General features: G+C 50.7%; 27 protein-coding genes, 2 pseudogenes and 1 other annotated feature. Of the genes and pseudogenes, 12 read left to right on the top strand and 17 right to left on the bottom strand.

All coding sequences use genetic code 11. The features are described 5' to 3' along the window. Positions 1 to 30 precede the first annotated feature (30 nt). A pseudogene (locus tag K0778_RS17750) lies at positions 31 to 123 on the top strand (hypothetical protein); the annotation flags it as partial. Positions 124 to 411: 288 nt separating this feature from the next. Here K0778_RS17750 and K0778_RS17745 read toward each other — a convergent pair. Continuing rightward, positions 412 to 540: pseudogene (locus tag K0778_RS17745) on the bottom strand (transposase domain-containing protein); the annotation flags it as partial. Between the two features lie 71 nt (positions 541 to 611). Here K0778_RS17745 and K0778_RS17740 point away from each other — a divergent pair. Further along, a complete protein-coding gene (locus tag K0778_RS17740; RefSeq protein WP_001016348.1) occupies positions 612 to 794 on the top strand; it encodes a EutP/PduV family microcompartment system protein in 183 nt (60 codons plus the stop codon). Between the two features lie 100 nt (positions 795 to 894). On the opposite strand, the gene K0778_RS17735 is transcribed toward K0778_RS17740, so the two are convergent. The 4 genes from K0778_RS17735 to dacD form a co-directional block, all read right to left on the bottom strand. Then, the gene (locus K0778_RS17735; RefSeq protein WP_000450409.1) at positions 895 to 1224 is read right to left on the bottom strand and encodes a DUF496 family protein; all 330 of its coding nucleotides are present in this window, start codon (positions 1222 to 1224) and stop codon (positions 895 to 897) included. A 171-nt stretch (positions 1225 to 1395) separates the two neighbouring features. After that, a complete protein-coding gene (locus K0778_RS17730; protein WP_001200891.1) occupies positions 1396 to 2454 on the bottom strand; it encodes an FUSC family protein in 1059 nt (352 codons plus the stop codon). Between the two features lie 198 nt (positions 2455 to 2652). Next, positions 2653 to 3126 carry a DNA gyrase inhibitor SbmC gene (sbmC, locus tag K0778_RS17725; RefSeq protein ID WP_001105414.1) on the bottom strand — a complete coding sequence of 158 codons (474 nt, stop codon included), beginning with the start codon at positions 3124 to 3126 and terminating at the stop codon, positions 2653 to 2655. 118 nt (positions 3127 to 3244) lie between these two features. After that, a complete protein-coding gene (gene dacD / locus K0778_RS17720) occupies positions 3245 to 4411 on the bottom strand; it encodes a serine-type D-Ala-D-Ala carboxypeptidase DacD (RefSeq protein WP_001375226.1) in 1167 nt (388 codons plus the stop codon). 208 nt (positions 4412 to 4619) lie between these two features. Here dacD and sbcB point away from each other — a divergent pair, with 208 nt between their 5' ends. Further along, a complete protein-coding gene (gene sbcB, locus K0778_RS17715; RefSeq protein WP_153449107.1) occupies positions 4620 to 6047 on the top strand; it encodes an exodeoxyribonuclease I in 1428 nt (475 codons plus the stop codon). A gap of 42 nt (positions 6048 to 6089) precedes the next feature. Here sbcB and tsuB read toward each other — a convergent pair whose 3' ends face one another. The 8 genes from tsuB to yefM all read right to left on the bottom strand — a co-directional run bounded on the left by tsuB (position 6090) and on the right by yefM (position 11577). After that, the gene (gene tsuB / locus K0778_RS17710) at positions 6090 to 6317 is read right to left on the bottom strand and encodes a thiosulfate utilization sulfurtransferase TsuB/YeeD (protein WP_000985278.1); all 228 of its coding nucleotides are present in this window, start codon (positions 6315 to 6317) and stop codon (positions 6090 to 6092) included. A gap of 13 nt (positions 6318 to 6330) precedes the next feature. Further along, on the bottom strand, positions 6331 to 7389 hold the full coding sequence (tsuA, locus tag K0778_RS17705) for a thiosulfate utilization transporter TsuA/YeeE (protein ID WP_000492316.1): 1059 nt from the start codon (positions 7387 to 7389) through the stop codon (positions 6331 to 6333). 178 nt (positions 7390 to 7567) lie between these two features. Beyond that, entirely contained in the window at positions 7568 to 8926 is a 1359-nt protein-coding gene (gene plaP, locus K0778_RS17700; protein ID WP_000019197.1) for a putrescine/proton symporter PlaP, read from the bottom strand. Then, positions 8916 to 8978 (bottom strand): membrane protein YoeI, encoded by a 63-nt coding sequence (yoeI, locus tag K0778_RS17695; RefSeq protein ID WP_010723108.1) that lies wholly within the window; start codon positions 8976 to 8978, stop codon positions 8916 to 8918. The genes plaP and yoeI overlap by 11 nt, the downstream gene beginning before the upstream one ends. 214 nt (positions 8979 to 9192) lie before the next feature. After that, the gene (locus tag K0778_RS17690; protein WP_000803351.1) at positions 9193 to 10122 is read right to left on the bottom strand and encodes a LysR substrate-binding domain-containing protein; all 930 of its coding nucleotides are present in this window, start codon (positions 10120 to 10122) and stop codon (positions 9193 to 9195) included. Positions 10123 to 10167: 45 nt separating this feature from the next. Continuing rightward, positions 10168 to 10992: an SDR family oxidoreductase gene (locus K0778_RS17685; protein ID WP_000754737.1), complete on the bottom strand. Its 825-nt coding sequence runs from the start codon at positions 10990 to 10992 to the stop codon at positions 10168 to 10170. An 82-nt stretch (positions 10993 to 11074) separates the two neighbouring features. Beyond that, on the bottom strand, positions 11075 to 11329 hold the full coding sequence (gene yoeB, locus K0778_RS17680; RefSeq protein WP_000767829.1) for a type II toxin-antitoxin system mRNA interferase toxin YoeB: 255 nt from the start codon (positions 11327 to 11329) through the stop codon (positions 11075 to 11077). Next, positions 11326 to 11577, bottom strand: coding sequence for a YoeB-YefM toxin-antitoxin system antitoxin YefM (yefM, locus tag K0778_RS17675; protein ID WP_001259255.1), 252 nt, complete (start codon positions 11575 to 11577; stop codon positions 11326 to 11328). The genes yoeB and yefM overlap by 4 nt, the downstream gene beginning before the upstream one ends. Before the next feature lie 282 nt (positions 11578 to 11859). On the opposite strand from yefM, the gene hisL reads away from it, so the two are divergent. The 9 genes from hisL to hisIE all read left to right on the top strand — a co-directional run bounded on the left by hisL (position 11860) and on the right by hisIE (position 19086). Continuing rightward, positions 11860 to 11910 (top strand): his operon leader peptide, encoded by a 51-nt coding sequence (gene hisL, locus K0778_RS17670; RefSeq protein ID WP_001364200.1) that lies wholly within the window; start codon positions 11860 to 11862, stop codon positions 11908 to 11910. Beyond that, positions 11886 to 12009: a sequence feature (His leader region), on the top strand. Its footprint overlaps the gene before it by 25 nt. Positions 12010 to 12055: 46 nt before the next feature. After that, entirely contained in the window at positions 12056 to 12955 is a 900-nt protein-coding gene (gene hisG / locus K0778_RS17665) for an ATP phosphoribosyltransferase (RefSeq protein WP_000131782.1), read from the top strand. A gap of 5 nt (positions 12956 to 12960) precedes the next feature. Further along, positions 12961 to 14265, top strand: a complete 1305-nt coding sequence (gene hisD, locus K0778_RS17660) for a histidinol dehydrogenase (RefSeq protein ID WP_001367667.1) — start codon at positions 12961 to 12963, stop codon at positions 14263 to 14265. Further along, on the top strand, positions 14262 to 15332 hold the full coding sequence (gene hisC / locus K0778_RS17655) for a histidinol-phosphate transaminase (protein WP_000108941.1): 1071 nt from the start codon (positions 14262 to 14264) through the stop codon (positions 15330 to 15332). The genes hisD and hisC overlap by 4 nt, the downstream gene beginning before the upstream one ends. Further along, positions 15332 to 16399, top strand: coding sequence for a bifunctional histidinol-phosphatase/imidazoleglycerol-phosphate dehydratase HisB (hisB, locus tag K0778_RS17650; RefSeq protein ID WP_000080141.1), 1068 nt, complete (start codon positions 15332 to 15334; stop codon positions 16397 to 16399). The genes hisC and hisB overlap by 1 nt, the downstream gene beginning before the upstream one ends. Continuing rightward, on the top strand, positions 16399 to 16989 hold the full coding sequence (gene hisH, locus K0778_RS17645; protein WP_001103560.1) for an imidazole glycerol phosphate synthase subunit HisH: 591 nt from the start codon (positions 16399 to 16401) through the stop codon (positions 16987 to 16989). Before hisB ends, hisH begins: the two co-directional genes overlap by 1 nt. Next, positions 16989 to 17726, top strand: a complete 738-nt coding sequence (gene hisA, locus K0778_RS17640; RefSeq protein ID WP_000586473.1) for a 1-(5-phosphoribosyl)-5-[(5-phosphoribosylamino)methylideneamino]imidazole-4-carboxamide isomerase — start codon at positions 16989 to 16991, stop codon at positions 17724 to 17726. The genes hisH and hisA overlap by 1 nt, the downstream gene beginning before the upstream one ends. Beyond that, the gene (gene hisF / locus K0778_RS17635) at positions 17708 to 18484 is read left to right on the top strand and encodes an imidazole glycerol phosphate synthase subunit HisF (protein WP_000880156.1); all 777 of its coding nucleotides are present in this window, start codon (positions 17708 to 17710) and stop codon (positions 18482 to 18484) included. Before hisA ends, hisF begins: the two co-directional genes overlap by 19 nt. Then, complete coding sequence (gene hisIE, locus K0778_RS17630; RefSeq protein ID WP_021545652.1) at positions 18478 to 19086, top strand: bifunctional phosphoribosyl-AMP cyclohydrolase/phosphoribosyl-ATP diphosphatase HisIE; 609 nt, start codon at positions 18478 to 18480, stop codon at positions 19084 to 19086. Before hisF ends, hisIE begins: the two co-directional genes overlap by 7 nt. Before the next feature lie 38 nt (positions 19087 to 19124). Here the strand turns inward: hisIE and wbdC are convergent, their stop codons facing one another. The 4 genes from wbdC to K0778_RS17610 form a co-directional block, all read right to left on the bottom strand. Beyond that, positions 19125 to 20240, bottom strand: a complete 1116-nt coding sequence (wbdC, locus tag K0778_RS17625; RefSeq protein ID WP_001518030.1) for an N-acetyl-alpha-D-glucosaminyl-diphospho-ditrans,octacis-undecaprenol 3-alpha-mannosyltransferase WbdC — start codon at positions 20238 to 20240, stop codon at positions 19125 to 19127. Positions 20241 to 20249: 9 nt separating this feature from the next. Beyond that, entirely contained in the window at positions 20250 to 21395 is a 1146-nt protein-coding gene (locus K0778_RS17620) for a glycosyltransferase family 1 protein (protein WP_000691214.1), read from the bottom strand. Between the two features lie 63 nt (positions 21396 to 21458). Then, positions 21459 to 24965 (bottom strand): glycosyltransferase, encoded by a 3507-nt coding sequence (locus K0778_RS17615; protein ID WP_052249884.1) that lies wholly within the window; start codon positions 24963 to 24965, stop codon positions 21459 to 21461. 43 nt (positions 24966 to 25008) lie between these two features. Next, a partial coding sequence (locus K0778_RS17610; RefSeq protein ID WP_214290695.1) for an IS1 family transposase occupies positions 25009 to 25203 on the bottom strand: 195 nt, incomplete at its 5' end.

Genomic DNA, 25203 nt, shown 5'->3' with positions numbered 1-25203 from the left:
AATGCAGTGATACAGGGTATAGTGCCATTAACCATAGAAACAGCACTGTTGTCCTGTATTAAGCAGGCAAGAGAAGATGTCCTTACCCTGCGCCATCTGCAGCTTCTGCACCAGAACCGGTGAATCTCACTCAACAGGCTTCATTTCTCCTGACGCCAGCCTGAATACAGCTGGCGTTTTCATTTATAAACAGAAAGGAAAACCGATAATAATGGAATGGACGCCCCGACCATGAAGCAACGGTAGGATATTACTGATAAACCTTCCAGTGGAGGTGCGTTATGGCCGTTTTAACGATTAGCATTGACCTGACAAAAAATGAATTCCAAATCCACGGTCTGGGTAGGAACAGAAAAATCTAAGCTCAGAAAACGGATTAAAGTAAGCGTCAACGGAGCACCGTATTGACGCTTATTTATTGGTGAGAACTACGTTCCATGGCAGGAGTTCGTCAACACGGTTGGAGGGCCATTCCGGCAGTATGCTCAGAATATGGCGCAGATACGCTTCCGGATCGATACCGTTCAGACGGCAGGTGCCTGCTTTTCTGGCAACAAGCAGGAATCTCAGCGCTGAAGCAGGAATTAGAGGTAAAAACGCCCTACCGGGCCATGAATCACCCGGTCATTGGAGTAGTAACCAAAGCAGATTTAGCCAGCATGGAACAAATATCTTTGGTGAAAAGTTGGTTACGGGAAGCTGGAGCGCACAACGTGTTAGTAACCAGTGCAGTTAATAACAATGGAGTTACAGAACTTTTTGCCTTGCTGCATACAGAAGAAGGCTGTTGTTAATTTCGATTGGTTCTCGGATGAGAATGATGACGGTGATACACAGATAAGAATCAATGAGCAATGAGGGTTGCCGGGCAACCCTCATTGAATAAAACGGGAATTACTTCGCTTCGCCGTTTTTCATTTCGCCCATAGCTTTCAGCTTTTTGGAGATATCGCGGCGTTCTTTGGAGAGCTCGGCATTTTTGATGATGTAATCGTCAACGCGATCTTCATAGTCACCTTTCATGCTGGCGATGATGCCCTGGATTGCTTCAACGCTCATCCCCGGCTTGATGTAATCGCTCAGGTTGTCCAGCAGCAGGACGCGCTTCTGGTTGTCACGGATCTTTTTCTCAACGTCCTGAATTTCACGTTGCAGTTTGTTCTTACGACGGAACAGACGAACAAATTCCAGTACGTCCTGGAATGAAGGCTTGGTTGTTTCCATTTTTATACCCCTGATAATGTGAGAGTCGGATTCGTTTAAGCAACCGCTATTCGTTAGGGCCAACATTACTCATAGCTGCCGCAGATGACAATGCTTTTATCCCTTTTCACTATCATACCCTTTATCCTTGCTGAATCGAAGCAGCAGCAAGATGATTCTGAAGTTCAGGAATTATTTGCGCAAGGCCCGGCAAATCAGATTCGATAGCAACTCAAGCTGATGCGCCGTTTCCATGTTCAGCCACACATAACCATAGATTGGTGTTTCCACAACCTTCAGGTCATGGTGGTTATTGAGCAACTGACGCAGCTCTTCCACAGCATCGTTCAATTTTTCCGTATTGGCAAAAACCGGCTGCGGATTACCTTCGTACAGCGCATGAACAAGGCTCAGCAGTATTTGCTGCATCATGTGCTGGGTATCACGAAGTTTTTGCGCGTTCAATAACACGAAATGGCTGGGGCGCGTGGCCCAGTATGCATTGATTTGCAACTCCAGCATACAAACCAGATTGCGGTTAATGGTCTGGATACCTTCATATATCGATTTTGGAATACGGGTTTCTTTGCTGGCGGGCGCAATCAGTCCACGCATTTTCACGGCATCGGTCAGGAGTTTTTGTAGATGGCTTTCCAGACGTGGGCGTTCGAGTAAGTTCGGTGAGAATGCAGATTGATAGACCCGATTATACTCGGTCAGACTTTTCGCCAGTTGAATGCGCCAGTGGATGAACGCCCGTTGTGGCCAGATACCGGTAAACAACATTGCCAGTAAAGAGCCGAGGATCACATCGCCGCTTCGCCATAACGCCGTATCAATTTCACCTGTCGGGGAACCCACAACAATTGCCAGCGTCACCCCAATCAATAAACCTTGATACGGTTTCTTGCCCAGCGCCAGCCAACCGCAAAGGAACATGGCCGCCGCGCACCAGACTAACATCAGCGGTAACGAGATTAACTCCAGTTGCAGAGCGATAAGACCTAAAATCGAACCCAACACCGTACCGCCAATACGCTCAAAGGCGCGAGGGACAACGTTACCCCAGAACGAGATTGGCCCCATAATCACCACCATGGTGACCAGCGGCCAGGTGCTTTCCGGGATAGTAAACAGGCGGATAATGAGAAAAGTGAGCAGGAATGCCAGCGCGACCCGAGTACCATGCACAATGCGGTAATGGCGGTATACCCGGATTTCAAACGGGCTTAATGACTTATCGGCACGCACGCAGAAACTCCGTAATGAAGATTAAAAGCGCTCATAACTCATCTGTCGGCCAGAAGGCGCGCCTCTGAATTATCCGACGGACAAACCGGGAACAGTGTAATTTCCCGGCAGGAGCGAAAAAATTGAAAGGCGCATCTTACTCTTTTCGCTTTCAAAAAAAAGAGTGGTCATCGCGTTAACACACCGCCCTGAGATGAATTAGTGATGTTTTGGCTGCACCGCAACATACATTTCGATATCCCAGTACCCATCTTCCGCGCCATTGTTCAAATAAACCTCGAAGCAGGGCTTTGGTAACATTTCATAAGCACTGTCCTGCAAGAGGCTATTAAAGAACTGATACCAGGGTTTAGCAAAATCATCACCGACTACACGAGCTACCGCCACCGCATACTGACCACCTGAAATTTCTGTCAGAATGACGCCCTCACTGTTTTCGGGAAGCGTAAAGTAACCCGGCACCGTCACGACGGTGTCGCAGCGTAATTTTTCGGCGGGTGTTTCATCTGGATTGTCGTAATAGACAGCAACCCATTCCTTCGGCACAATATTTTTGCTATCTACCCACATCATCAACTGCTCAAAACCTTTCTTTACCGTCTGTTCCCACGGGCCAACGAGATGGAAACCTGCAACGGTACGTTTCTCTTCCTGCTTAATCTCGTAGTTCATGACGCCTCCATTAATACTGTTTTTATATACAGTATAGTTGCAAAATTAAAACCACAAGGAATGAGTGTTGATTATGCGAGCAGACTCGCACTCCTGCCAGTCTGCTGCAAAAGAAAGGTCAGGCCTTATGGTGGAAATAATCACTCAGGCGGGAAAACATGCCGCCTTCCCCGACAGATTCCAGGGTAACCAGCGGCCAGTGCGCCACCTGTTTATCACGGTCGTAAAGTTCAATTTCCCCTACCCGCTGATGGGCGCTAATTGGCGCGGTGAGTTCTTTACCATCAAGGGTATATTTGGCTTTGATATGTGGAATTTCGGCTTTCGGTAGTACCATCCAGAACTCTTGTTCTGTTCCCAGGGCGATATTTTCTTTATCGCCATACCAGATGCGCTCCGTACCGACCTTTTTCCCACGGTGCAAAATTTGCACCGTAGTAAAGTTTTGTTGCCCCCAACGCAGTAATTTTCTTGCCTCTTCCTCACGACCTTTTGCGCTGTCAGCACCCATTACCACTGCAATGAGACGACGCTGCCCATCTACAGCCGAAGCAATGAGATTAAACCCGGCACCAGAAGTATGACCCGTTTTCAGGCCGTCAACATTCATGGTTTTATCCCACAACAACCCGTTACGGTTTTGCTGGGTGATACCGTTCCAGGTGAGACTTTTCTCACTGTACATATGATAAAACTCGGGCTCGCCGTGGATGATAGCGCGAGAAAGCACAGCTAAATCATAAGCCGAGCTATGCTGGCCAGGTGCATCCAGGCCATGCACTGTTTCAAAATGCGTATCCTTGAGATGCAACTTCTCGGCATAGTTGTTCATCATTTCAACAAACTGCCGTTGCCCACCGGCAATATAGTCAGCCAGAGCAACACAAGCGTCATTTCCGGAATCAACAATTAAACCACGGCTTAAATCACGTACCGATACGCGATCGCCCTCTTTCAAAAACATCAGTGAAGAACCGACAAACACCGGATTATCTTTCGCCCACGCATCGCGCCCCACGGTGACAATATCGTCTGGCGTAATGCGATGACTATCGATAGCGCGATCCACGACATAACCCGTCATCAGCTTTGTCAGGCTGGCGGGATTGCGCTGTTGATGCTCATTACCCGCGGTGAGGATCTGTCCGGTGGTGTAATCCATCAGTACCCAGGACCCGGCATGAATCTCAGGAGGCTGAGGTGAAAAAGGAATGTTTTCCGCCGCAAAACCAGACGATAAGTTAAAAACGAACAAAGAAGCAGCAATAATAAGACGGCGTTTCAACAGCAAACCCTCAGGAGTTTCAAATAGCTGTTCTTTTTACGGAAATACTTATGAACTGGCTGGAATAAAGTGCAAGAAAATGTGACTACCCTCTCATTTTCATCTGACATGATCTGTTGCCACTCGCTGTCAAATTGTCGCGCTAAAGCTGATTAGCACGGTGATATTTGATACTCTGGCAGACAGCAGAAATAACGGATTTAACCTAATGATGAATGACGGTAAGCAACAATCTACCTTTTTGTTTCACGATTACGAAACCTTTGGCACGCACCCCGCGTTAGATCGCCCTGCACAGTTCGCAGCCATTCGCACCGATAGCGAATTCAATGTCATCGGCGAACCCGAAGTCTTTTACTGCAAGCCCGCTGATGACTATTTACCCCAGCCTGGAGCAGTATTAATTACCGGTATTACCCCGCAGGAAGCACGGGCGAAAGGAGAAAACGAAGCCGCGTTTACCGCCCGTATTCACTCGCTTTTTACCGTACCGAAGACCTGTATTCTGGGCTACAACAATGTGCGTTTTGATGACGAAGTCACACGCAATATCTTCTATCGCAACTTTTATGATCCTTATGCCTGGAGCTGGCAGCATGACAACTCACGCTGGGATTTACTGGATGTTATGCGTGCCTGTTATGCCCTGCGCCCGGAAGGAATAAACTGGCCTGAAAATGATGACGGTCTACCGAGCTTTCGCCTTGAGCATTTAACCAAAGCGAATGGAATTGAACATAGCAACGCCCACGATGCGATGGCTGATGTGTACGCCACTATTGCGATGGCAAAGCTGGTAAAAACGCGTCAGCCACGTCTGTTTGAATATCTCTTTACCCATCGTAATAAACACAAACTGATGGCGTTGATTGATGTTCCGCAGATGAAACCCCTGGTGCACGTTTCCGGAATGTTTGGGGCATGGCGCGGCAATACCAGCTGGGTGGCACCGCTGGCGTGGCATCCTGAAAATCGCAATGCCGTAATTATGGTGGATTTGGCAGGAGACATTTCGCCATTACTGGAACTGGATAGCGACACATTGCGCGAGCGTTTATATACTGCAAAAGCCGATCTTGGCGATAACGCCGCCGTTCCGGTTAAGCTGGTGCATATCAATAAATGTCCGGTGCTGGCCCAGGCGAATACGCTACGCCCGGAAGATGCCGACCGACTGGGAATTGATCGTCAGCATTGCCTCGATAACCTGAAAATTCTGCGTGAAAATCCGCAAGTGCGTGAAAAAGTGGTGGCGATATTCGCGGAAGCCGAACCGTTTACGCCTTCAGATAACGTGGATGCACAGCTTTATAACGGCTTTTTCAGTGACGCCGATCGCGCAGCAATGAAAATTGTGCTGGAAACCGAGCCGCGCAATTTACCGGCACTGGATATCACTTTTGTCGATAAACGGATTGAAAAGCTGTTGTTCAATTATCGGGCACGCAACTTCCCAGGGACGCTGGATTATGCCGAGCAGCAACGCTGGCTGGAGCACCGCCGCCAGGTATTCACACCAGAGTTTTTACAAGGCTATGCAGAAGAGATTCAGATGCTGGCGCAGCAGTATGCCGACGATAAAGAAAAAGTGGCGCTGTTAAAAGCGCTTTGGCAGTACGCGGAAGAGATCGTCTAGTTTGAAGCCTCCGCCGCTGATACGGCGGAGGACAATGTTGGGTCAGGCTTTTTGAACGGTGATGCTCCACGCAGCATCGCCAATCTGCTGATAATCGGTGATGGCATGTCCTTCTTCTGCCGCCCATTGTGGGATTGCTTCTGTTGCCTGGGTGCAATCAAACTCAATTACCAACTCATCGCCGCTGGTCATTTCTGCCAGTGCTGCTTTTGCTTCTATGAGTGGAAACGGACAGACCTGCGTCACCACATCCAGCTTTTTAATCGCCATCTTTACACCTTACTTAATTTGCCGCAGCAGTTGCCAGTCGCGCCTTACGCTGCGGTCGAACATACACAAGCCAGGACGCAGTCCAGACTCCGAGAATCATAAATACAAGGCCAATCCAGCCCTGCCAGGTCATCATTGCAGTCATAACCAGTCCATTACCGATAGAGCAACCACCTGCAATACTGGCACCGAAGCCCATCAGTACACCACCTAACCCGCTACGTACTGTTGTTTGTGCATCAGCTGCGCGAACGCGGAACTCACGGCTCGCTTTGGCTGCAATAAATGACCCCACGAAGATCCCTAACACCAGGAAAACGCCCCAGTTAATGTATTTCACGTCACCCGCGACCAGAAATTGCAGAATATTGGCCGTTGGGGAAGTGATTCCTAACCCAAACATGCGTCCGGTTGCTTCACTCAGGGGCCAGGCTAAAAGCGCAATCAAACCGATGAGTACAGCAGTGACAAAGGGATGCCAGCGTTTTTCAAACAGAATATGAGCGATCCCAGTTCGGCGCGGCGGTAAGGTCGCGACTTTCAGTTTTGGCTTCTTCAACTCTTTCATCACCACCCAGAGCGTTATCACCAGCAAAACGGCAACCAACGGCCAAACAGACAAATTAAAAGTCTCAGCAATAGAGTTATGTTCAGTACTGTAGTGCTGCAAGGTTTGATTTAAACCACTGGCATGTGGAGAACGCATCACCGCACTCATCACCATATAAGTGGAAAGCGCGATCCAACTGCCGATCAATCCCTCACCCGCGCGATACCAGGTCCCGGTGGCACATCCACCCGCCAGAACAATTCCCAGCCCGAAGATATACCCACCTATAACAGTACCAAGCCACGGGAACGCCCCGGCTTCGTAAGTCAGTAGGCCCGCCTGAATTAACGCAAAAACCCCCACGCTTTGTACCGAAATTGCAATCAGCAAGGCGTAAAACATGCGATTATTTTTCGCGATATACATATCGCGAAAACCACCTGTCAGGCAAAAACGCCCACGCTGCATGACAAATCCCAGCAGAGCACCACAAATTAGCCCGCTTAATATCATTGAAAACATAAATTAATTAACCAGATGAATGTTAATAGGGAAATTATTCATGACTGGTGGAATGCAGACCAATAACCAAATTCTCTAAATTAGAACAAATGGTTATTAATGAGGATTTCGATAAAAAAGAATAAAAAAACCGGAGCCAAATATTCATTCGACTCCGGTTTATTATTAGAAAAGATGATTATGCAACGTCTTCGTACTGCGGAACCGGGTTACGGAAGCTCTTGGTGACGCAAGCCAGGTAAATCAGACCGATAGCAGCCCAGATCAGACCCAGAACCATTGAGCTTTCTTCCAGGTTAACCCACAGCGCACCAACGGTCAGCGCACCACACATCGGCAGGAACAGATACTGGAAGTGATCTTTCAGCGTCTTATTACGCTTCTCACGGATCCAGAACTGCGAGATGACCGACAGGTTAACGAAGGTAAACGCCACCAGCGCACCAAAGTTGATCAGCGCCGTAGCCATTACCAGGTCGAAGTTGATTGCCAGCAAGGCAATCGCGCCAACCAGGATGATGTTCATCGCCGGAGTACGCCATTTCGGGTGTACATAACCGAAGAAGCTTTTCGGGAACACGCCGTCACGACCCATTACGTACATCAGACGCGCTACGCCTGCGTGCGCCGCCATACCGGACGCCAGTACGGTAATGGTGGAGAAGATCAGCGCGCCAACCTGGAACGCTTTACCCGCAACGTACAGCATGATTTCAGGCTGTGACGCATCCGGATCTTTAAAGCGAGAGATATCCGGGAAGTACAGCTGCAGGAAGTAAGTTGCAAAGATGAAGATCATGCCGCCAATCAGCGCGGTCAGGAAAATCGCACGCGGGATCACGCGCTCTGCATCTTTGGTTTCTTCCGACAGGTTGCTGATGCCGTCAAAGCCGGTAAAGGAGAAGCACAGGATTGTCGCCCCGGTAATCATCGGGATAACATGCGCATCGCCAGACCAGAACGGACGAGTGCTCGCCAGCGTACCAGCGCCTTCACCTTCAAATACGCCATAAACAACCATGCCCAGAATCACCGCGATCAGCACTACCTGCAACACGACGATTACAGTGTTGAAGTTCGCTACGGATTTCAGACTACGCAGGTTAAAGGCGGTCATAAAGGCCACCAGCGCCACCACAAACATCCACGATGGGATGGAAGGCACCAGAGCTTCAAAATAGATTTTCGCCAGCAGAATGTTGATCATCGGCGCGAACAGATAGTCGAGCAGAGAAGACCAACCCACCATAAAGCCGACAGTCGGGCTAATGGATTTCTGGGCGTAAGTATATGCAGAGCCAGCAGAAGGATAGCGGCGAACCAGCTTCCCGTAGCTCAGAGCCGTAAACAGGATCGCAATCAATGCGAACGCATAGGCTGTCGGCACATGACCATCCGTGAGGCCTGAAACGATACCAAAAGTATCAAACAGCGTCATCGGCTGCATATAGGCAAGACCCATCATTACAACCGGAACTAACGTAAGCGTTTTACGCAATTCCACGCGAGAGGTGTTTGGAGTAACGTTATGCGACATGGTCATTCTCCTTTACGGTGATAACCGTCGCGTAAGCAAAAAATTGCCCCATTTTTTTGGATTCCTCAGCGACAACAACTGTCGATTTTTAGTAAATATCTATCCGGTACGAAGCCCGGCCTCTTGGTATGAATGATTGGTTTGAAGCAAAAAATAACCGACGCTGATGAAACGTCGGTTTTTAGTCATTTTTTGACAGCGGCGCATTGTGCCTAAATGGGGGGGAAATGACAAGAGAATGAGAGGCTTGTCATAATAATTTTTCTTTAAATGGCTGATTTTCCGTCATCAGATTTTGCATAAACACCGGCGATCGCACTATTTGCTAAAATTTCGTCCCGCCACCAACCACTGGCAAGCCCCGCGGTCTGTTCATTCCAGCCAATCCAGACGGGTTCAAAGAGGGTTTGGGCGACCACTTTCTTCTCGATTAACGCACCACTATCGAGAAAACGTTGCGCCAGATAACGGGGTAAATAGCCGCAGCCGAGGCCGCTAATTTGCAGCTCCAGCTTGGTTTTAAAATCGAAAACGGTAATAGCTTCTTGTTCGTCGAGAAGTTGTGAGGCCGTAGAAGCGCCGGCCTGTGCAGTGTCCCCCACCACAATCGCCCGATATCGTTTAATGATACGACGGTTTAACGGTTCTTCTTCCAGGGCTAACGGATGATGAGGCGCGACCGCAAAGACTTGTTCCAGATCGCCCAACCGAGAGAAACCAAACTCACTGGAAGATGGTGGCTCATGCATCGCGCCAACAATAATATCCGCTCGCCCCTGAGTCAGGGCATCCCATGAACCACCGAGTACACCATTGATAAACTTCAGGCGCGTCACGCTATGATGTTGATAAAAAGCCTCAATGAGTGGCGCAAGCAGAGAAAAAGGGAAGGTGTCGTCCACGCCAATCACCAGCTCGTTTTCCCAGCCTTCATGCAGTTTGATCGCCTGCTTTTCCAGTTCTCGCACGGTATGCAGAACTTCCCGCCCCTTCTCTAATAACATTTTTCCGGTGCGGGTGAATTTAGCGCGGTGTCCGCTGCGATCAAGCAATTGAATATTAAGGTCGCTTTCCAGCTTGTGAACGGTGTAACTCAGAGCGGACGGCGTCTTGTAGAGTTTGGCCGACGCCGCCGCAAAACTGCCTTCTTTTTCTAAGGCATCGAGGATCATCAACACATCCAGCAGTGGTTTCATACACGCCCCCTTGCAGTATATGCGGCGTCCTGCTGGCGTGATCGTTTACTCCAGCGGCATTACCAGCGGATCGGGATACTGGTATTCAAATCCCAGTTCATTACAAATCCGACTGCCATCAATAATCTTACCTTTGCCGCTGTCCAGACTATTTCTGAACTGCGGAGGTTCCAGCCCCAATAAACGGGCCATCTGCGGATAGAAAACATTACGCGCAGGGTGAGCTGGCGCACATATATTATAGATGTGTCCGCCTTTAGGTGCCTGTAACAACAGAGTGATAGCGCCAATAACATCTTCTAAATGGACTAAATTAACACCATGTTCACCATCAGGGGCGGTTTTTCCGGCAAAGAAGCGTCCGGGATGACGTCCCGGTCCGACCAGGCCCGCAAGACGCAGAATATCGACCGAAGTACCGGGTAAATTGTGCAGCCAGTCTTCGAGTTCTTCTAATACTCGTCCACTGTTGGTCACCGGATTACGCGGGGTGGTTTCTTTCACCGTGCCTTGCGCGTCGCCATAGACAGATGTCGAGCTGGTAAAAATAATGCGGGGAATACGATGGGCCAGCGCGCTATCCACTAACTCTTGTACCGCTTGTAAATAGAACTCATCGCCGGGGCCGCTACGACGTGCCGGAAGCGTAATGACCAGCGCATCGGCATCCATCAGGGCATCCAGATCGTCAGAATCGCAAACTAACTCAGGCTCCATGCGAAGCAGATAGCTATCAATGCCACTCATTCGGGCCGCTTCGACACCATCTTGTGTGGTTTTACTCCCGGTGACTTGCCAGCCTCGCGCTGAAAGTGACATCGCCAGCGGCATGCCTAACCACCCTAACCCGACAATTGCGACCTTTTTCATCCGTTATCTCCTGATACACCTTAGATCTATAAGGCTACGCTAGCGTATCAAAACTGACAATTCATTCTATGAATGAATCTGTTCAATAATGATAACGACATGCTGCAATGAGCAGTGAATCATCAGTAACCGCGTATACCAGACGGTGCTCCTCTGTAATGCGTCGGGACCAGAAACCTGACAAATTATGTTTCAGGGGTTCTGGTTTCCCCTTACCTTCAAATGGTGTTCTGCGGGTATCTTTGATAAGTTCATTGATCTTTTTAACAATTCGCTTATCTGTTTCCTGCCAGTACAGATAATCATCCCATGATTCCTCAGACCAGATTAGTTTCACTCAATAATGTCCTTTTCCGTTCCTTTGCCTGATTTCAGGCTATCGATTGAGTCCATCAATCTCCGGGCGTTAGCGGGGGAACGCAGTAGATAAGCCGTCTCTTCCAGCGAGTTGTATTCTTCGAGTGACATCAGAACACAAGCCTCTCCATTCTGACGAGTAATGAGGATCGGGGCATGATCTTCAACGGCTTTCATCATTGTTGCCGACAAATTCTGACGCGCTTCGCTGTAGCTAATTGTACGCATGTCAATCTCCTCTTTTGTACAGTTCATTGTACAATGATGGGTGTTAATTCACTATTTATTAATTAGTTTGTAGATCAAGACATTGCCAGCGAGACGAAAAATCAGACTTTGCTCTTTTTGGTGCTGTCAAGTTAGAGGACAGTCCTCTTAGCCCCCTCCTTTCCCCGCTCATTCATTAAACAAATCCATCGCCATAAAATATATAAAAAAGCCCTTGCTTTCTAACGTGAAAGTGGTTTAGGTTAAAAGACATCAGTTGAATAAACATTCACAGAGACTTTTATGACACGCGTTCAATTTAAACACCACCATCATCACCATCATCCTGACTAGTCTTTCAGGCGATGTGTGCTGGAAGACATTCAGATCTTCCAGTGGTGCATGAACGCATGAGAAAGCCCCCGGAAGATCACCTTCCGGGGGCTTTTTTATTGCGCGGTTGATAACGGTTCAGACAGATTTAAAGAGGAATAACAAAATGACAGACAACACTCGTTTACGCATAGCTATGCAGAAATCCGGCCGTTTAAGTGATGACTCACGTGAATTGCTGGCGCGCTGTGGCATTAAAATCAATCTTCACACCCAGCGCCTGATCGCGATGGCAGAAAACATGCCGATTGATATTCTGCGCGTGCGTGACGACGACATTCCCGGTCTGGTAATGGACGGCGTGGTGGACCTTGGGATTATCGGCGAAAACGTGCTGGAAGAAGAACTGCTTAACCGCCGCGCCCAGGGTGAAGATCCGCGCTACTTTACCCTGCGTCGTCTGGATTTTGGCGGTTGTCGTCTCTCGCTGGCAACGCCGGTTGATGAAGCCTGGGACGGCCCGCTCTCCTTAAACGGTAAACGTATCGCCACCTCTTATCCTCACCTGCTCAAGCGTTATCTCGACCAGAAAGGCATCTCTTTTAAATCCTGCTTACTGAACGGTTCTGTTGAAGTCGCCCCGCGTGCCGGACTGGCGGATGCGATTTGCGATCTGGTTTCCACCGGTGCCACGCTGGAAGCAAACGGCCTGCGCGAAGTCGAAGTTATCTACCGCTCGAAAGCTTGCCTGATCCAACGCGATGGCGAAATGGAAGAATCCAAACAGCAACTGATCGACAAACTGCTGACCCGTATTCAGGGTGTGATCCAGGCGCGCGAATCAAAATACATCATGATGCACGCACCGACCGAACGTCTGGATGAAGTCATCGCCCTGCTGCCAGGTGCCGAACGCCCAACCATTCTGCCGCTGGCGGGTGACCAACAACGCGTAGCGATGCACATGGTCAGTAGCGAAACCCTGTTCTGGGAAACGATGGAAAAACTGAAAGCGCTGGGTGCCAGTTCAATCCTGGTCCTGCCGATTGAGAAGATGATGGAGTGATCGCCATGAGCTTTAACACAATCATTGACTGGAATAGCTGTACTGCGGAGCAACAACGCCAGCTATTAATGCGCCCGGCGATCTCCGCTTCTGAAAGCATTACCCGCACTGTTAACGATATTCTCGATAACGTGAAAGCACGCGGCGATGAGGCCCTGCGGGAATACAGCGCGAAGTTTGATAAAACCACGGTTACCGCGCTGAAGGTGTCTGCAGAGGAAATTGCCGCCGCCAGCGAACGCCTGAGCGACGAGCTAAAACAGGCGATGGCGGTGGCAGTAAAGAATATTGAAACCTTCCACACTGCGCAAAAACTGCCGCCGGTAGATGTAGAAACTCAGCCAGGCGTACGTTGTCAGCAAGTCACGAGCCCGGTGGCTTCGGTAGGTTTGTATATTCCTGGCGGCTCCGCCCCGCTCTTCTCAACGGTATTAATGCTGGCAACTCCGGCGCGTATTGCGGGCTGTAAAAAAGTGGTGCTGTGCTCACCGCCGCCGATTGCCGATGAGATCCTTTATGCGGCGCAGCTGTGCGGTGTACAGGACGTGTTTAACGTCGGCGGCGCACAGGCCATTGCCGCACTGGCGTTTGGTACTGAATCTGTGCCAAAAGTGGACAAAATCTTCGGGCCAGGCAACGCCTTTGTCACCGAGGCAAAACGCCAGGTAAGCCAGCGTCTGGACGGTGCGGCGATCGATATGCCCGCAGGCCCGTCGGAAGTGCTGGTGATTGCCGACAGCGGCGCTACGCCAGATTTCGTGGCTTCTGATTTGCTTTCTCAGGCTGAACACGGCCCGGACTCTCAGGTGATTTTACTGACGCCCGATGCTGATATGGCGCGTCGCGTTGCCGAAGCTGTCGAACGCCAGCTGGCAGAACTGCCGCGTGCCGAAACCGCACGTCAGGCACTGAGCGCCAGCCGCCTGATCGTGACTAAAGATTTAGCGCAGTGCGTAGAGATTTCCAACCAGTACGGCCCGGAGCACCTGATCATTCAGACCCGCAACGCCCGCGAACTGGTCGATGGCATCACCAGCGCCGGTTCGGTATTTCTTGGTGACTGGTCACCGGAATCGGCAGGCGACTATGCCTCCGGCACTAACCATGTTCTACCGACTTACGGTTACACCGCCACCTGTTCCAGCCTCGGGCTGGCAGATTTCCAGAAGCGCATGACCGTGCAGGAACTCTCGAAAGAAGGCTTTTCCGCGCTGGCTTCGACCATTGAAACACTGGCCTCCGCCGAGCGCCTGACCGCCCATAAAAATGCCGTTACTTTGCGTGTTAACGCCCTTAAGGAGCAAGCATGAGCACCGTGACTATTACCGATTTAGCGCGTGAAAACGTCCGCAACCTGACGCCGTATCAGTCAGCGCGTCGTCTGGGCGGTAACGGCGATGTCTGGCTGAACGCCAACGAATACCCCACTGCCGTGGAGTTTCAGCTTACTCAGCAAACGCTCAACCGCTACCCGGAATGCCAGCCGAAAGCGGTGATTGAAAATTACGCGCAATATGCAGGCGTAAAACCGGAGCAGGTGCTGGTCAGCCGTGGCGCGGACGAAGGTATTGAACTGCTGATTCGCGCTTTTTGCGAACCGGGTAAAGACGCCATCCTCTACTGCCCGCCAACGTACGGCATGTACAGCGTCAGCGCCGAAACGATTGGCGTCGAGTGCCGCACAGTGCCGACGCTGGACAACTGGCAACTGGACTTACAGGGCATTTCCGACAAGCTGGACGGCGTAAAAGTGGTCTATGTTTGCAGCCCCAACAACCCGACCGGGCAACTGATCAACCCGCAGGATTTTCGCACCCTGCTGGAGTTAACGCGCGGTAAGGCGATTGTGGTTGCCGATGAAGCCTATATAGAGTTTTGTCCACAGGCATCGCTGGCTGGCTGGCTGGCGGAATATCCGCACCTGGCTATTTTGCGCACACTGTCGAAAGCTTTTGCTCTGGCGGGGCTTCGTTGCGGATTTACGCTGGCAAACGAAGAGGTCATCAACCTGTTAATGAAAGTGATCGCCCCCTACCCGCTCTCGACGCCGGTTGCCGACATTGCGGCCCAGGCGTTAAGCCCGCAGGGGATCGTCGCCATGCGTGAGCGGGTGGCGCAAATTATTGCAGAACGCGAATATCTGATTGCCGCATTGAAAGAGATCCCCTGCGTGGAGCAGGTTTTTGACTCTGAAACCAACTACATTCTGGCGCGCTTTAAAGCCTCCAGCGCAGTGTTTAAATCTTTGTGGGATCAGGGCATTATCTTACGTGATCAGAATAAACAACCCTCTTTAAGCGGCTGCCTGCGAATTACCGTCGGAACCCGTGAAGAAAGCCAGCGCGTCATTGACGCCTTACGTGCGGAGCAAGTTTGATGAGTCAGAAGTATCTTTTTATCGATCGCGATGGAACCCTGATTAGCGAACCGCCGAGTGATTTTCAGGTGGACCGTTTTGACAAACTCGCCTTTGAACCGGGCGTGATCCCGCAGCTGCTGAAGCTGCAAAAAGCGGGCTACAAGCTGGTGATGATCACCAATCAGGATGGTCTGGGAACACAAAGTTTCCCGCAGGTGGATTTCGATGGCCCGCACAACCTGATGATGCAGATCTTCACCTCGCAAGGCGTGCAGTTTGATGAAGTGCTGATTTGTCCGCACCTGCCCGCCGATGAGTGCGACTGCCGTAAGCCGAAAGTAAAACTGGTGGAGCGTTATCTGGCTGAGCAAGCGATGGATCGTGCCAATAGTTATGTGATTGGCGATCGCGCGACCGATATTCAGCTGGCGGAAAACATGGGCATTAATGGTTTACGCTACGACCGCGAAACCCTGAACTGGCCAATGATTGGCGAGCAGCTCACTAAACGAGACCGTTACGCCCATGTAGTGCGCAACACCAAAGAGACACAAATTGACGTCCAGGTGTGGCTGGATCGCGAAGGTGGCAGCAAGATTAACACCGGCGTTGGCTTCTTTGATCATATGCTGGATCAGATCGCCACCCACGGCGGTTTCCGTATGGAAATCAACGTCAAAGGCGACCTCTATATCGACGATCACCACACCGTCGAAGATACCGGCCTGGCGCTGGGCGAAGCGTTAAAAATCGCCCTTGGCGACAAACGCGGTATTTGCCGCTTTGGTTTTGTACTGCCGATGGACGAATGCCTTGCCCGCTGCGCGCTGGATATCTCTGGTCGCCCGCACCTGGAATATAAAGCTGAATTTACCTACCAGCGCGTGGGCGATCTCAGCACCGAGATGATCGAGCACTTCTTCCGTTCGCTCTCATACACTATGGGCGTGACCCTGCACCTGAAAACCAAAGGTAAAAACGATCACCACCGAGTAGAGAGCCTGTTCAAAGCTTTTGGTCGCACCCTGCGCCAGGCCATCCGCGTGGAAGGCGACACCCTACCCTCGTCGAAAGGAGTGCTGTAATGAACGTGGTGATCCTTGATACCGGCTGCGCCAATTTGAACTCGGTGAAGTCTGCCATTGCGCGTCACGGTTATGAACCCAAAGTTAGCCGTGACCCGGACGTCGTGTTGCTGGCCGATAAACTGTTTTTACCCGGCGTTGGCACCGCGCAAGCGGCGATGGACCAGGTGCGTGAGCGCGAGTTGTTTGATCTCATCAAAGCCTGTACCCAACCGGTGCTGGGCATCTGCTTAGGGATGCAACTGCTGGGGCGGCGCAGCGAAGAGAGCAACGGCGTCGATTTGCTGGGCATCATCGACGAAGACGTGCCGAAAATGACCGACTTTGGTCTGCCGCTGCCACATATGGGCTGGAACCGCGTTTACCCGCAGGCAGGCAACCGCCTGTTTCAGGGGATTGAAGACGGCGCGTACTTTTACTTTGTTCACAGCTACGCAATGCCGGTCAATCCGTGGACCATCGCCCAGTGTAATTACGGCGAACCGTTCACCGCGGCGGTACAAAAAGATAACTTCTACGGCGTGCAGTTCCACCCGGAGCGTTCTGGTGCCGCTGGCGCTAAGTTGCTGAAAAACTTCCTGGAGATGTGATGATTATTCCGGCATTAGATTTAATCGACGGCACCGTGGTGCGTCTCCATCAGGGCGATTACGGCAAACAACGCGATTACGGTAACGACCCGCTGCCGCGCTTACAGGATTACGCCGCGCAGGGTGCCGAAGTGTTGCATCTGGTGGATCTGACCGGAGCAAAAGATCCGGCTAGACGTCAAATCCCGCTGATTAAAACCCTGGTGGCGGGCGTTAACGTTCCGGTGCAGGTTGGCGGCGGCGTGCGTAGCGAAGAAGACGTGGCGGCGTTACTGGAAGCGGGCGTTGCGCGCGTGGTGGTCGGCTCCACCGCGGTGAAATCACCAGAAATGGTGAAGGTCTGGTTTGAACGTTTTGGTGCCGATGCCTTAGTGCTGGCGCTGGATGTCCGTATTGACGAGCAAGGCAACAAGCAGGTGGCAGTCAGCGGCTGGCAAGAGAACTCGGGCGTTTCACTGGAACAACTGGTGGAAACCTATCTGCCCGTCGGCCTGAAACATGTGCTGTGTACCGATATCTCGCGAGACGGCACGCTGGCAGGTTCTAACGTCTCTTTATATGAAGAAGTTTGCGCCAGATATCCGCAGGTGGCATTTCAGTCCTCCGGCGGTATTGGCGACATTGATGATGTTGCTGCTCTACGTGGTACTGGCGTGCGCGGCGTAATAGTTGGTCGGGCATTACTGGAAGGTAAATTCACCGTGAAGGAGGCCATCGCATGCTGGCAAAACGCATAATTCCATGTCTCGACGTTCGTGATGGTCAGGTGGTGAAAGGCGTACAGTTTCGCAACCATGAAATCATTGGCGATATTGTACCGCTGGCAAAACGCTACGCCGAAGAAGGCGCTGACGAACTGGTGTTCTACGATATCACAGCCTCCAGTGATGGACGCGTGGTAGATAAAAGCTGGGTATCCCGCGTGGCGGAAGTGATCGACATCCCGTTCTGCGTGGCGGGTGGGATTAAGTCGCTGGATGACGCCGCGAAAATTCTTTCTTTTGGCGCGGATAAAATTTCCATTAACTCCCCTGCGCTGGCGGACCCGACGTTAATTACTCGCCTGGCCGATCGCTTTGGAGTGCAGTGTATTGTGGTCGGTATTGATACCTGGTACGACGCCGAAACCGGTAAATATCATGTGAATCAATATACCGGCGATGAAAGTCGCACCCGCGTCACTCAGTGGGAAACACTCGACTGGGTACAGGAAGTGCAAAAACGTGGAGCCGGAGAAATCGTCCTCAACATGATGAATCAGGACGGCGTGCGTAACGGTTACGACCTGGAACAACTGAAAAAAGTGCGTGAAGTTTGCCACGTCCCGCTGATTGCCTCCGGTGGCGCGGGCACCATGGAACACTTCCTCGAAGCCTTCCGCGATGCCGACGTTGACGGCGCGCTGGCAGCTTCTGTATTCCACAAACAAATAATCAATATTGGTGAATTAAAAGCGTACCTGGCAACACAGGGCGTGGAGATCAGGATATGTTAACAGAACAACAACGTCGCGAACTGGACTGGGAAAAAACCGACGGACTGATGCCGGTGATTGTGCAACACGCGGTATCCGGCGAAGTGCTAATGCTTGGCTATATGAACCCGGAAGCCTTAGACAAAACCCTCGAAAGCGGCAAAGTCACTTTCTTCTCGCGCACTAAACAACGACTGTGGACCAAAGGCGAAACGTCGGGCAATTTTCTCAATGTGGTGAGTATTGCCCCGGACTGCGACAACGACACGTTACTGGTGCTGGCGAATCCCATCGGGCCAACCTGCCACAAAGGCACCAGCAGCTGCTTCGGCGACACCGCTCACCAGTGGCTGTTCCTGTATCAACTGGAACAACTGCTCGCCGAACGCAAATCTGCCGACCCGGAAACCTCTTACACAGCCAAACTGTATGCCAGCGGCACCAAACGCATTGCGCAGAAAGTGGGCGAAGAAGGGGTGGAAACCGCACTGGCCGCGACGGTAAATGACCGCTTTGAGCTGACCAACGAGGCATCTGATTTGATGTATCACCTGCTGGTGCTGTTGCAGGATCAGGGGCTGGATCTCGGAGAAGTGATTGATAATCTGAAGAATCGGCATTAACGCGTTGGCCCCCGCAGCAACGGCGGGGGTAGCAGCTCTCAGGATTTGCTTTCCAGCAATGTAGTGTAGAGATTGACATAGGCGTCAATCATATGGTCGGCAGTAAACATCTCTTCAAAACGACGACGCGAGTTTTCGCCATAGCGGTTGGAGGTTTCCTCGTTATTCCAGAGCTCATTCATCGCCTCTACTAGCGCCTGGCTATCATTCGGCGGAATCACGCAACCACTCACTTTGTCCTGGTTAATGAAAGAGGTACCTGTACCAATCTCGCAAGAGATCAGTGGCCTTGCGAAGCGTGCGCCTTCCAATAACGTAATGCCAAACGCCTCAGAGCGCAGGTGCGAGGGGAATACCACGCCCCGGCAGAGCTGGAAGAGAATGTACTTATCTTCGTCGTTGAGCATGCCGGTAAACATCACATTGCTCAGCCCGCGCTGCTGCGCTTCACGCCGCACTTCCGATTCCAGCGGCCCGCCCCCTACAACCACCACTGGCAGTCGGCTACACTCAGCGGCATCCATCAGAATATGCAGCCCTTTGTAATAGCGGAAAGTGCCGACGAAGAGAAAGAACTTATCGCCGACAGTTTCCCGCCAGTGCGCGACCCTCTGCGGATCGTGCTGCACGTCCTGCTGCTCCAGACCAAACGGGATCACCACCGTTTTATCCAGATATTTTTTCAGGGTCTGGCTGGAAGCCACGTAATTGGGCGACGAGGCAACGATGCAATCTACGCCGCTGAGAAATCGCTCCTGCAGCGGCTGGTACAGCTTCATTAACCGTTTTTGTTTCACTATATCAGAGTGATAGGTCACCACAGTCCTGGCGTCAGGCCGCGCCGAAAGATGCAGCATATCCATAAAGGGAAACGGAAAATGGTAGTTGATGATATCGTAGTCATCTTTAATCAGCTTAAAACGCTTTAACGCTTTCAGCGAAAACGGCGTGGAGGCAATTTCAAAAAGCTGTTTATTATAAATGACCCGATGATCTTCGTAAGCGACAGGACCTGTATCTTTGTCCGGGCTAAAAGTGAAAACATCGGCTGCGATTCCCCGGCGGGCGCAGCCCTGACTTAGCTGATAAATGACCTGCTCAATACCGCCGTAGGTAACGGGATAGTAAGTCTTATAGACGTGTAGAACTCTCAACTGACACCCTTAGAGTAATTTATAGGCGTTAATGGTCTGGGTCGCACAGTTCTCCCACGAAAACTGTTTCGCCTGAGCAAGACCGCGCGCGGTGGCGATTTCCCGCCAGCTATCATCCTGCAGGCTCTGCAAAATTTGTGCGCTAATCGCGTCTATATCATTAGGATCGGCAACGAGGCCGGCATCGCCAACAACCTCAGGCAAAGAGGTGACATTGGAGCATACTACCGGCACACCGCAAGACATCGCTTCAAGAATAGGTAAACCGAATCCCTCGTAGAAGGAGGGATAAACAAAGACTCTGGCCGCTGCATACAGATACGGCAGGTCTTCATCCGGAACATATCCGAGATAACGGATCCAGCCTTCCCGAGTACCGCGCTCGACTAACTGCCACAGCACATCGTCTTCCCAGCCGCGATAGCCGCTAAGGATTAGCGGATAGCGCATGCGGATCTCCATCGGTAGCAACTGATAGGCATGCAGCAGGCCACGGATATTTTTACGTGGCTCCATGGTGCCGATATATAGCGCGTAGGCCTGCCACGCCAGCTGATATTTCTGCAGTACCGGCAGACACTCTGCCGGGCTGCGTGGGATATAGTCACTGCTGCAGGCTAGCTTGGTGGTTACGATCCGCTCCGCCGGATAGTTGAACAAGCGGATAATTTCACTGCGCGAGAAATCAGAAACAGTCAGGATCAGCTTTGCCGAATCCAGACTCTCATGCAGGGACTTCTCCATATAGCGAACCCGATCTTTTGGATGATATTCCGGGCAGGTAAAAATGGATATGTCATGAAACGTGGTCACGGCGCGTTCCAGTTTATGCGGCAGATAAAAATTGGGGCCATGGTAGATATAATCCTTATAGTCGCGCAATGCCCACGCCTGGCGCCGCGGATGCAGCAAGCGATAAGCCTCAATCAACAGCGTCTGTCGGCGTAGAAACGCCGACAGACGACCATGATTGCTGGCTTTGGTATCGCTTTTATTCTCCACCAAAGGGATCTGTTCGATAAACGACGCACCGTGAAATAGCTTTAATTCTTCAATTTCGCGGGCGACCGCCAGCCGCTTAACCAGCTCCAGGGAATACCGACCGATGCCCGTTAATGGGTATTTAATTGGCTCAGTAGCAAAAATAATTTTCATAATAAATGACACATTATCTAACCCCTCTTGTATTCAAAGGCAAAAAATACAAGAGCGATTTTTTTATTTAAAATATTTAGCTTTAGCTAAGCCTTGACACATATTAACCAGACGGCGTGAAACAGCTTGATAATCATGTTGTTCCCGCCATGCATCGGCACGTTGTTGAGTCCTGGTTGCCCAAGCGTCCTGTTCACGGATGGAATTCAGGATCCGGTCAATCCCCTGACTGATATCATCGACGCTGCATCCATCAAATTTAAAGACGGCATCGTCCAAATCATCAAATATCGCCAGGGGCGTTACCGCAACAGGTTTTTGAGTCGCCATACCATAACGTACCGCCCCGCTAGCAGACTCCCCAGTATTCTGATAAGCAAAAATCAGAAGATCGGCTTCTGAAAGCAACCGCAGACTCTCCGCATCAGGTAGGAAATCATTATGCATATCAATCAGATCGGTAACACCTAACCGCTGAGCAGCCGCTTTAAGCTCTGCCACCAGATCGCGTGACTCCCCAACAGGATACTCTGCGTTCACCAGTCGTAAACGAACCGGTTTACCGGCTTGCTTGAGTCTATGGACGGATTCTACTAGTTCCATCAGGCCCTTATGCGGTAAGCAGAAGCCATAGCTCGCAATTAGCGGTAAAGACTGCTGTTGACGCGTAACGCTCGCTGCGGAGTAGTTGATAACGCCGTGCGGGAATAAAGCAACATTCGCAGTTAAGCCTAAATCTTTAAGGCGGTTCATATCGGCAATCGAATGCACCAACAACCGGTCGCAAAGTGCCAGCGCCTCTTTCATTTCAGCAAGACGGAAATTCCAGCTCGGCTCTTTTTCCAGCGGATCCACAGTTGAGTGCATCGTCATAACAACTGAACGACCGGCGTCATGCTGGCGACGAATAAACGCCGACAGTTCTCGATGATTAAAGAATCCATAGTTGAATTGGATCACGATGACATCGAGTCTCAGAGCATCAATGTGTGGCTGGAGGTTTTCCAGATAGTTGCTCTCTTTACCTACAATCCAGTTGCGAAGTACAAACTCTTCGTCTGCACACACAAGATCGCCAGCGCTGACCTGGGGAGCAAAAACAACATCCGCGCCATGAGGTGCGCTCTCCACCAGATGCTGGGAATAGGTTGCGATCCCACATTTCGTGTTCCAGGTCGTCAACCAGCCAATGCGCGCCCGATGCTGTGCAATATCAATATGCCCACGCAGAGTCTTGACCGCCTGGCAAGAACGATCAGCCACCGCTTTCCAGGTAAACTGCTGCAGAAGAAGCTCGCGACCAGCATCGGCCATGTCACGCAGCACTGATTTATCGGTTGAGGCTGCCGCTTTTAATGCATCTGTTAAGTTGTCAATATCCACACTGGCCCAGGCTGAGGAAAACAGACCAAAGTGCGTTTTTACCCGAGTGAACTGATAGTCAACCAGCCATGAATTTTGTGAATTAACAAAATCAAGTTGCCCGCTCCAATTGGTGACGATAGCCGGTAGCCCACTCAGCATTGCTTCAGCAATAGGTAAACCAAAGCCTTCAGCGCAACCTGGAGCAACCAAAACATCACAGCTTTCATAAAGCCCTTTAAGCTCGGTGGCTGACATATCCTCTTTGATCACTTCAACTTTGGGATAGTCTATGAATTGAGCCTGGGCCTGAGCCAGCCATGCGTCAATTTCATTGTGCGGATTGTTAAAAGTCTTAATGATTAAGATAACATTGTCACGACGAGTGAACGCCCTCCCCCAAGCCTGAAGCATTGCCTGTATCCCTTTGCGAGGGAAACAAGAAGAGACATGAAGGAAACGGAATGTTCCGTGATCCACATCTTTTGTCGTCTCGGCTGGGATATTGAGCCAATGGTCACAGCCATTGCCAACAACAAATGCGGGCACATTCAGTCCGTTATCAATCAATATTTTACGAACATGTTCCGAAGTACACAGCACTCCGTCAAGTTCCCGATTAAATTCATTGATCCACAGTTGCGGAAAGCCCGTTTCTTCCCAAGCATAACAATGAAGGAATTTTACTTTGGCATCCATTTTGGTAACCCGCGGTGGATAGATATTTCTGCTAAGAATATCTATCTTTTCGTTACTCTTGCGGGTCTGACATTGATTATAAAATGCCAGAAGATCACTATTTTCCGACTGCGCCATAAACGAGGCATCTGGGGCAAAATCACCCGGTCCTTCAGTGGAATGCAATAAGACCTCTACACCATCGGCTGAGAGTGCCCGGGCAAATTCGCGGTTGACCAACGCCAGACTATATGAGCTATCGAATGGGCCTTCTACACGCCAGTTCAGCGATTTATCGTCGATTTGATAAAGTTCTGCCGTTTTCAGATTGTAATCAATGGCCGTTGCGCACAAGCGCAGATCGCGGTCATCTGGCTGCCCTTGTGAGATAGCAAGGATTTTCTGAATCAAAGCTTCAGGCAAAACCTGCGCAGTACCGGTGTCTTCTACCGCGATCTTTTCGAAAGCTTCCAGAGCAGTCACCGCAGCTTTATCCCAAGAGAAATTTCGCGCTTGCTGCTGCGCCATGTCTTTCAGACGCGCGAGGAAAGTATCATCAGTCAAACATTGCGCGATCTTATCCCTCATGGAAGAGACAGAATACGGGTCGAATAATGCCTCAGGATTACCGATGACTTCAGGAATACTGGTGACATTTGAGCCAATCACCGGCGCACCGCACGACATTGCTTCCAGAACCGGCAACCCAAAACCTTCATGTAGTGAAGCAAAGATGAACAGCTTACATAGGCGATAGAGCTGGATCAGCTCATCTTCCGGCACATAACCAGTGAGTACCAGTTCGCCTTGCTGTAAACCATTACCTGACGCAAGGGATTCCAGATACTGACGATCACCGATGGAAAGCTTACTGACGATAACCAGTTGATGACTGCGACGTAAGGCATCACTGAGCCCGGCATAGGCCTCAATCAACCGTTTAAAGTTTTTCCTTGAGTCAAATCCTCCGGGCGCATACAACATGAACTCGCGCTGAATACCGTAATGGCCAAGGACGGTCTCTTTTTCGCTCGCTGTCACCTCCGCCATACAAAACTGAGAATCGACTGCGGCTGCAATATTCTGCACATGATCGCCCTGTAAATGCAGATGCTCGATCGCTTCCTGTGCGGTATAAGCAGAGTTAGTCAACAAAAGGTCAGCGTTTTTTAACCACTCAACTTTCTGTAAGTAGTAGGGTTTGTATACATCGTCCTGCAGATAGGTTTCCGCCTGCACGAGGGGGATAAGATCGTGGTGCAGTACGGCTACTTTATACTGACGACTAAATTTGTGTACCGATGTAGCCGCATCGTCGACATGACCTTCAAACAAGCTCGTAATGAAAACGACATCTGGACACAATGATTCAAGAAACGCTTCCCGAATCAGTTCTGCGCTCTCCCGACGCCATTCATTACCTTGGTCCATCGCACGAACAGGGCCTACGGCATGCCATACGACTATATTTTCTGCCGGCAGGAGATCGGCAAATTGCGCCTTAATATCCGCAATCGACTCATCCAGCATGGCGGATAGCGCGATGAAAATCTCATGCGGTAATGACTCCAACTTATTGATGGTGTTTTATGTTCAGATAATGCCCGATGACTTTGTCATGCAGCTCCACCGATTTTGAGAACGACAGTGACTTCCGTCCCAGCCGTGCCAGGTGCTGCCTCAGATTCAGGTTATGCCGCTCAATTCGCTGCGTATATCGCTTGCTGATTACGTGCAGCTTTCCCTTCAGGCGGGATTCATACAGCGG

Source organism: Escherichia sp. XD33 (assembly GCF_019375075.1).
Classification (GTDB): Bacteria; Pseudomonadota; Gammaproteobacteria; order Enterobacterales; family Enterobacteriaceae; genus Enterobacter; species Enterobacter flexneri_A.
This window is presented reverse-complemented; position numbering and strand designations above follow the sequence as displayed.

Excerpts from the sequence above, each read along its gene's own strand:
- plaP (WP_000019197.1), bottom strand. The coding sequence starts at position 8,926 with ATGTCGCATAACGTTACTCCAAACACCTCTCGCGTGGAATTGCGTAAA.
- K0778_RS17740 (WP_001016348.1), top strand. The coding sequence starts at position 612 with ATGAATCACCCGGTCATTGGAGTAGTAACCAAAGCAGATTTAGCCAGC.
- hisB (WP_000080141.1), top strand. The coding sequence starts at position 15,332 with ATGAGTCAGAAGTATCTTTTTATCGATCGCGATGGAACCCTGATTAGC.
- K0778_RS17735 (WP_000450409.1), bottom strand. The coding sequence starts at position 1,224 with ATGGAAACAACCAAGCCTTCATTCCAGGACGTACTGGAATTTGTTCGT.
- hisIE (WP_021545652.1), top strand. The coding sequence starts at position 18,478 with ATGTTAACAGAACAACAACGTCGCGAACTGGACTGGGAAAAAACCGAC.
- sbcB (WP_153449107.1), top strand. The coding sequence starts at position 4,620 with ATGATGAATGACGGTAAGCAACAATCTACCTTTTTGTTTCACGATTAC.
- yefM (WP_001259255.1), bottom strand. The coding sequence starts at position 11,577 with ATGCGTACAATTAGCTACAGCGAAGCGCGTCAGAATTTGTCGGCAACA.
- hisD (WP_001367667.1), top strand. The coding sequence starts at position 12,961 with ATGAGCTTTAACACAATCATTGACTGGAATAGCTGTACTGCGGAGCAA.
- sbmC (WP_001105414.1), bottom strand. The coding sequence starts at position 3,126 with ATGAACTACGAGATTAAGCAGGAAGAGAAACGTACCGTTGCAGGTTTC.
- hisF (WP_000880156.1), top strand. The coding sequence starts at position 17,708 with ATGCTGGCAAAACGCATAATTCCATGTCTCGACGTTCGTGATGGTCAG.
- tsuA (WP_000492316.1), bottom strand. The coding sequence starts at position 7,389 with ATGTTTTCAATGATATTAAGCGGGCTAATTTGTGGTGCTCTGCTGGGA.
- hisC (WP_000108941.1), top strand. The coding sequence starts at position 14,262 with ATGAGCACCGTGACTATTACCGATTTAGCGCGTGAAAACGTCCGCAAC.
- K0778_RS17685 (WP_000754737.1), bottom strand. The coding sequence starts at position 10,992 with ATGAAAAAGGTCGCAATTGTCGGGTTAGGGTGGTTAGGCATGCCGCTG.
- hisH (WP_001103560.1), top strand. The coding sequence starts at position 16,399 with ATGAACGTGGTGATCCTTGATACCGGCTGCGCCAATTTGAACTCGGTG.
- hisA (WP_000586473.1), top strand. The coding sequence starts at position 16,989 with ATGATTATTCCGGCATTAGATTTAATCGACGGCACCGTGGTGCGTCTC.
- hisG (WP_000131782.1), top strand. The coding sequence starts at position 12,056 with ATGACAGACAACACTCGTTTACGCATAGCTATGCAGAAATCCGGCCGT.
- K0778_RS17615 (WP_052249884.1), bottom strand. The coding sequence starts at position 24,965 with ATGCTGGATGAGTCGATTGCGGATATTAAGGCGCAATTTGCCGATCTC.
- K0778_RS17690 (WP_000803351.1), bottom strand. The coding sequence starts at position 10,122 with ATGAAACCACTGCTGGATGTGTTGATGATCCTCGATGCCTTAGAAAAA.
- K0778_RS17620 (WP_000691214.1), bottom strand. The coding sequence starts at position 21,395 with ATGAAAATTATTTTTGCTACTGAGCCAATTAAATACCCATTAACGGGC.
- tsuB (WP_000985278.1), bottom strand. The coding sequence starts at position 6,317 with ATGGCGATTAAAAAGCTGGATGTGGTGACGCAGGTCTGTCCGTTTCCA.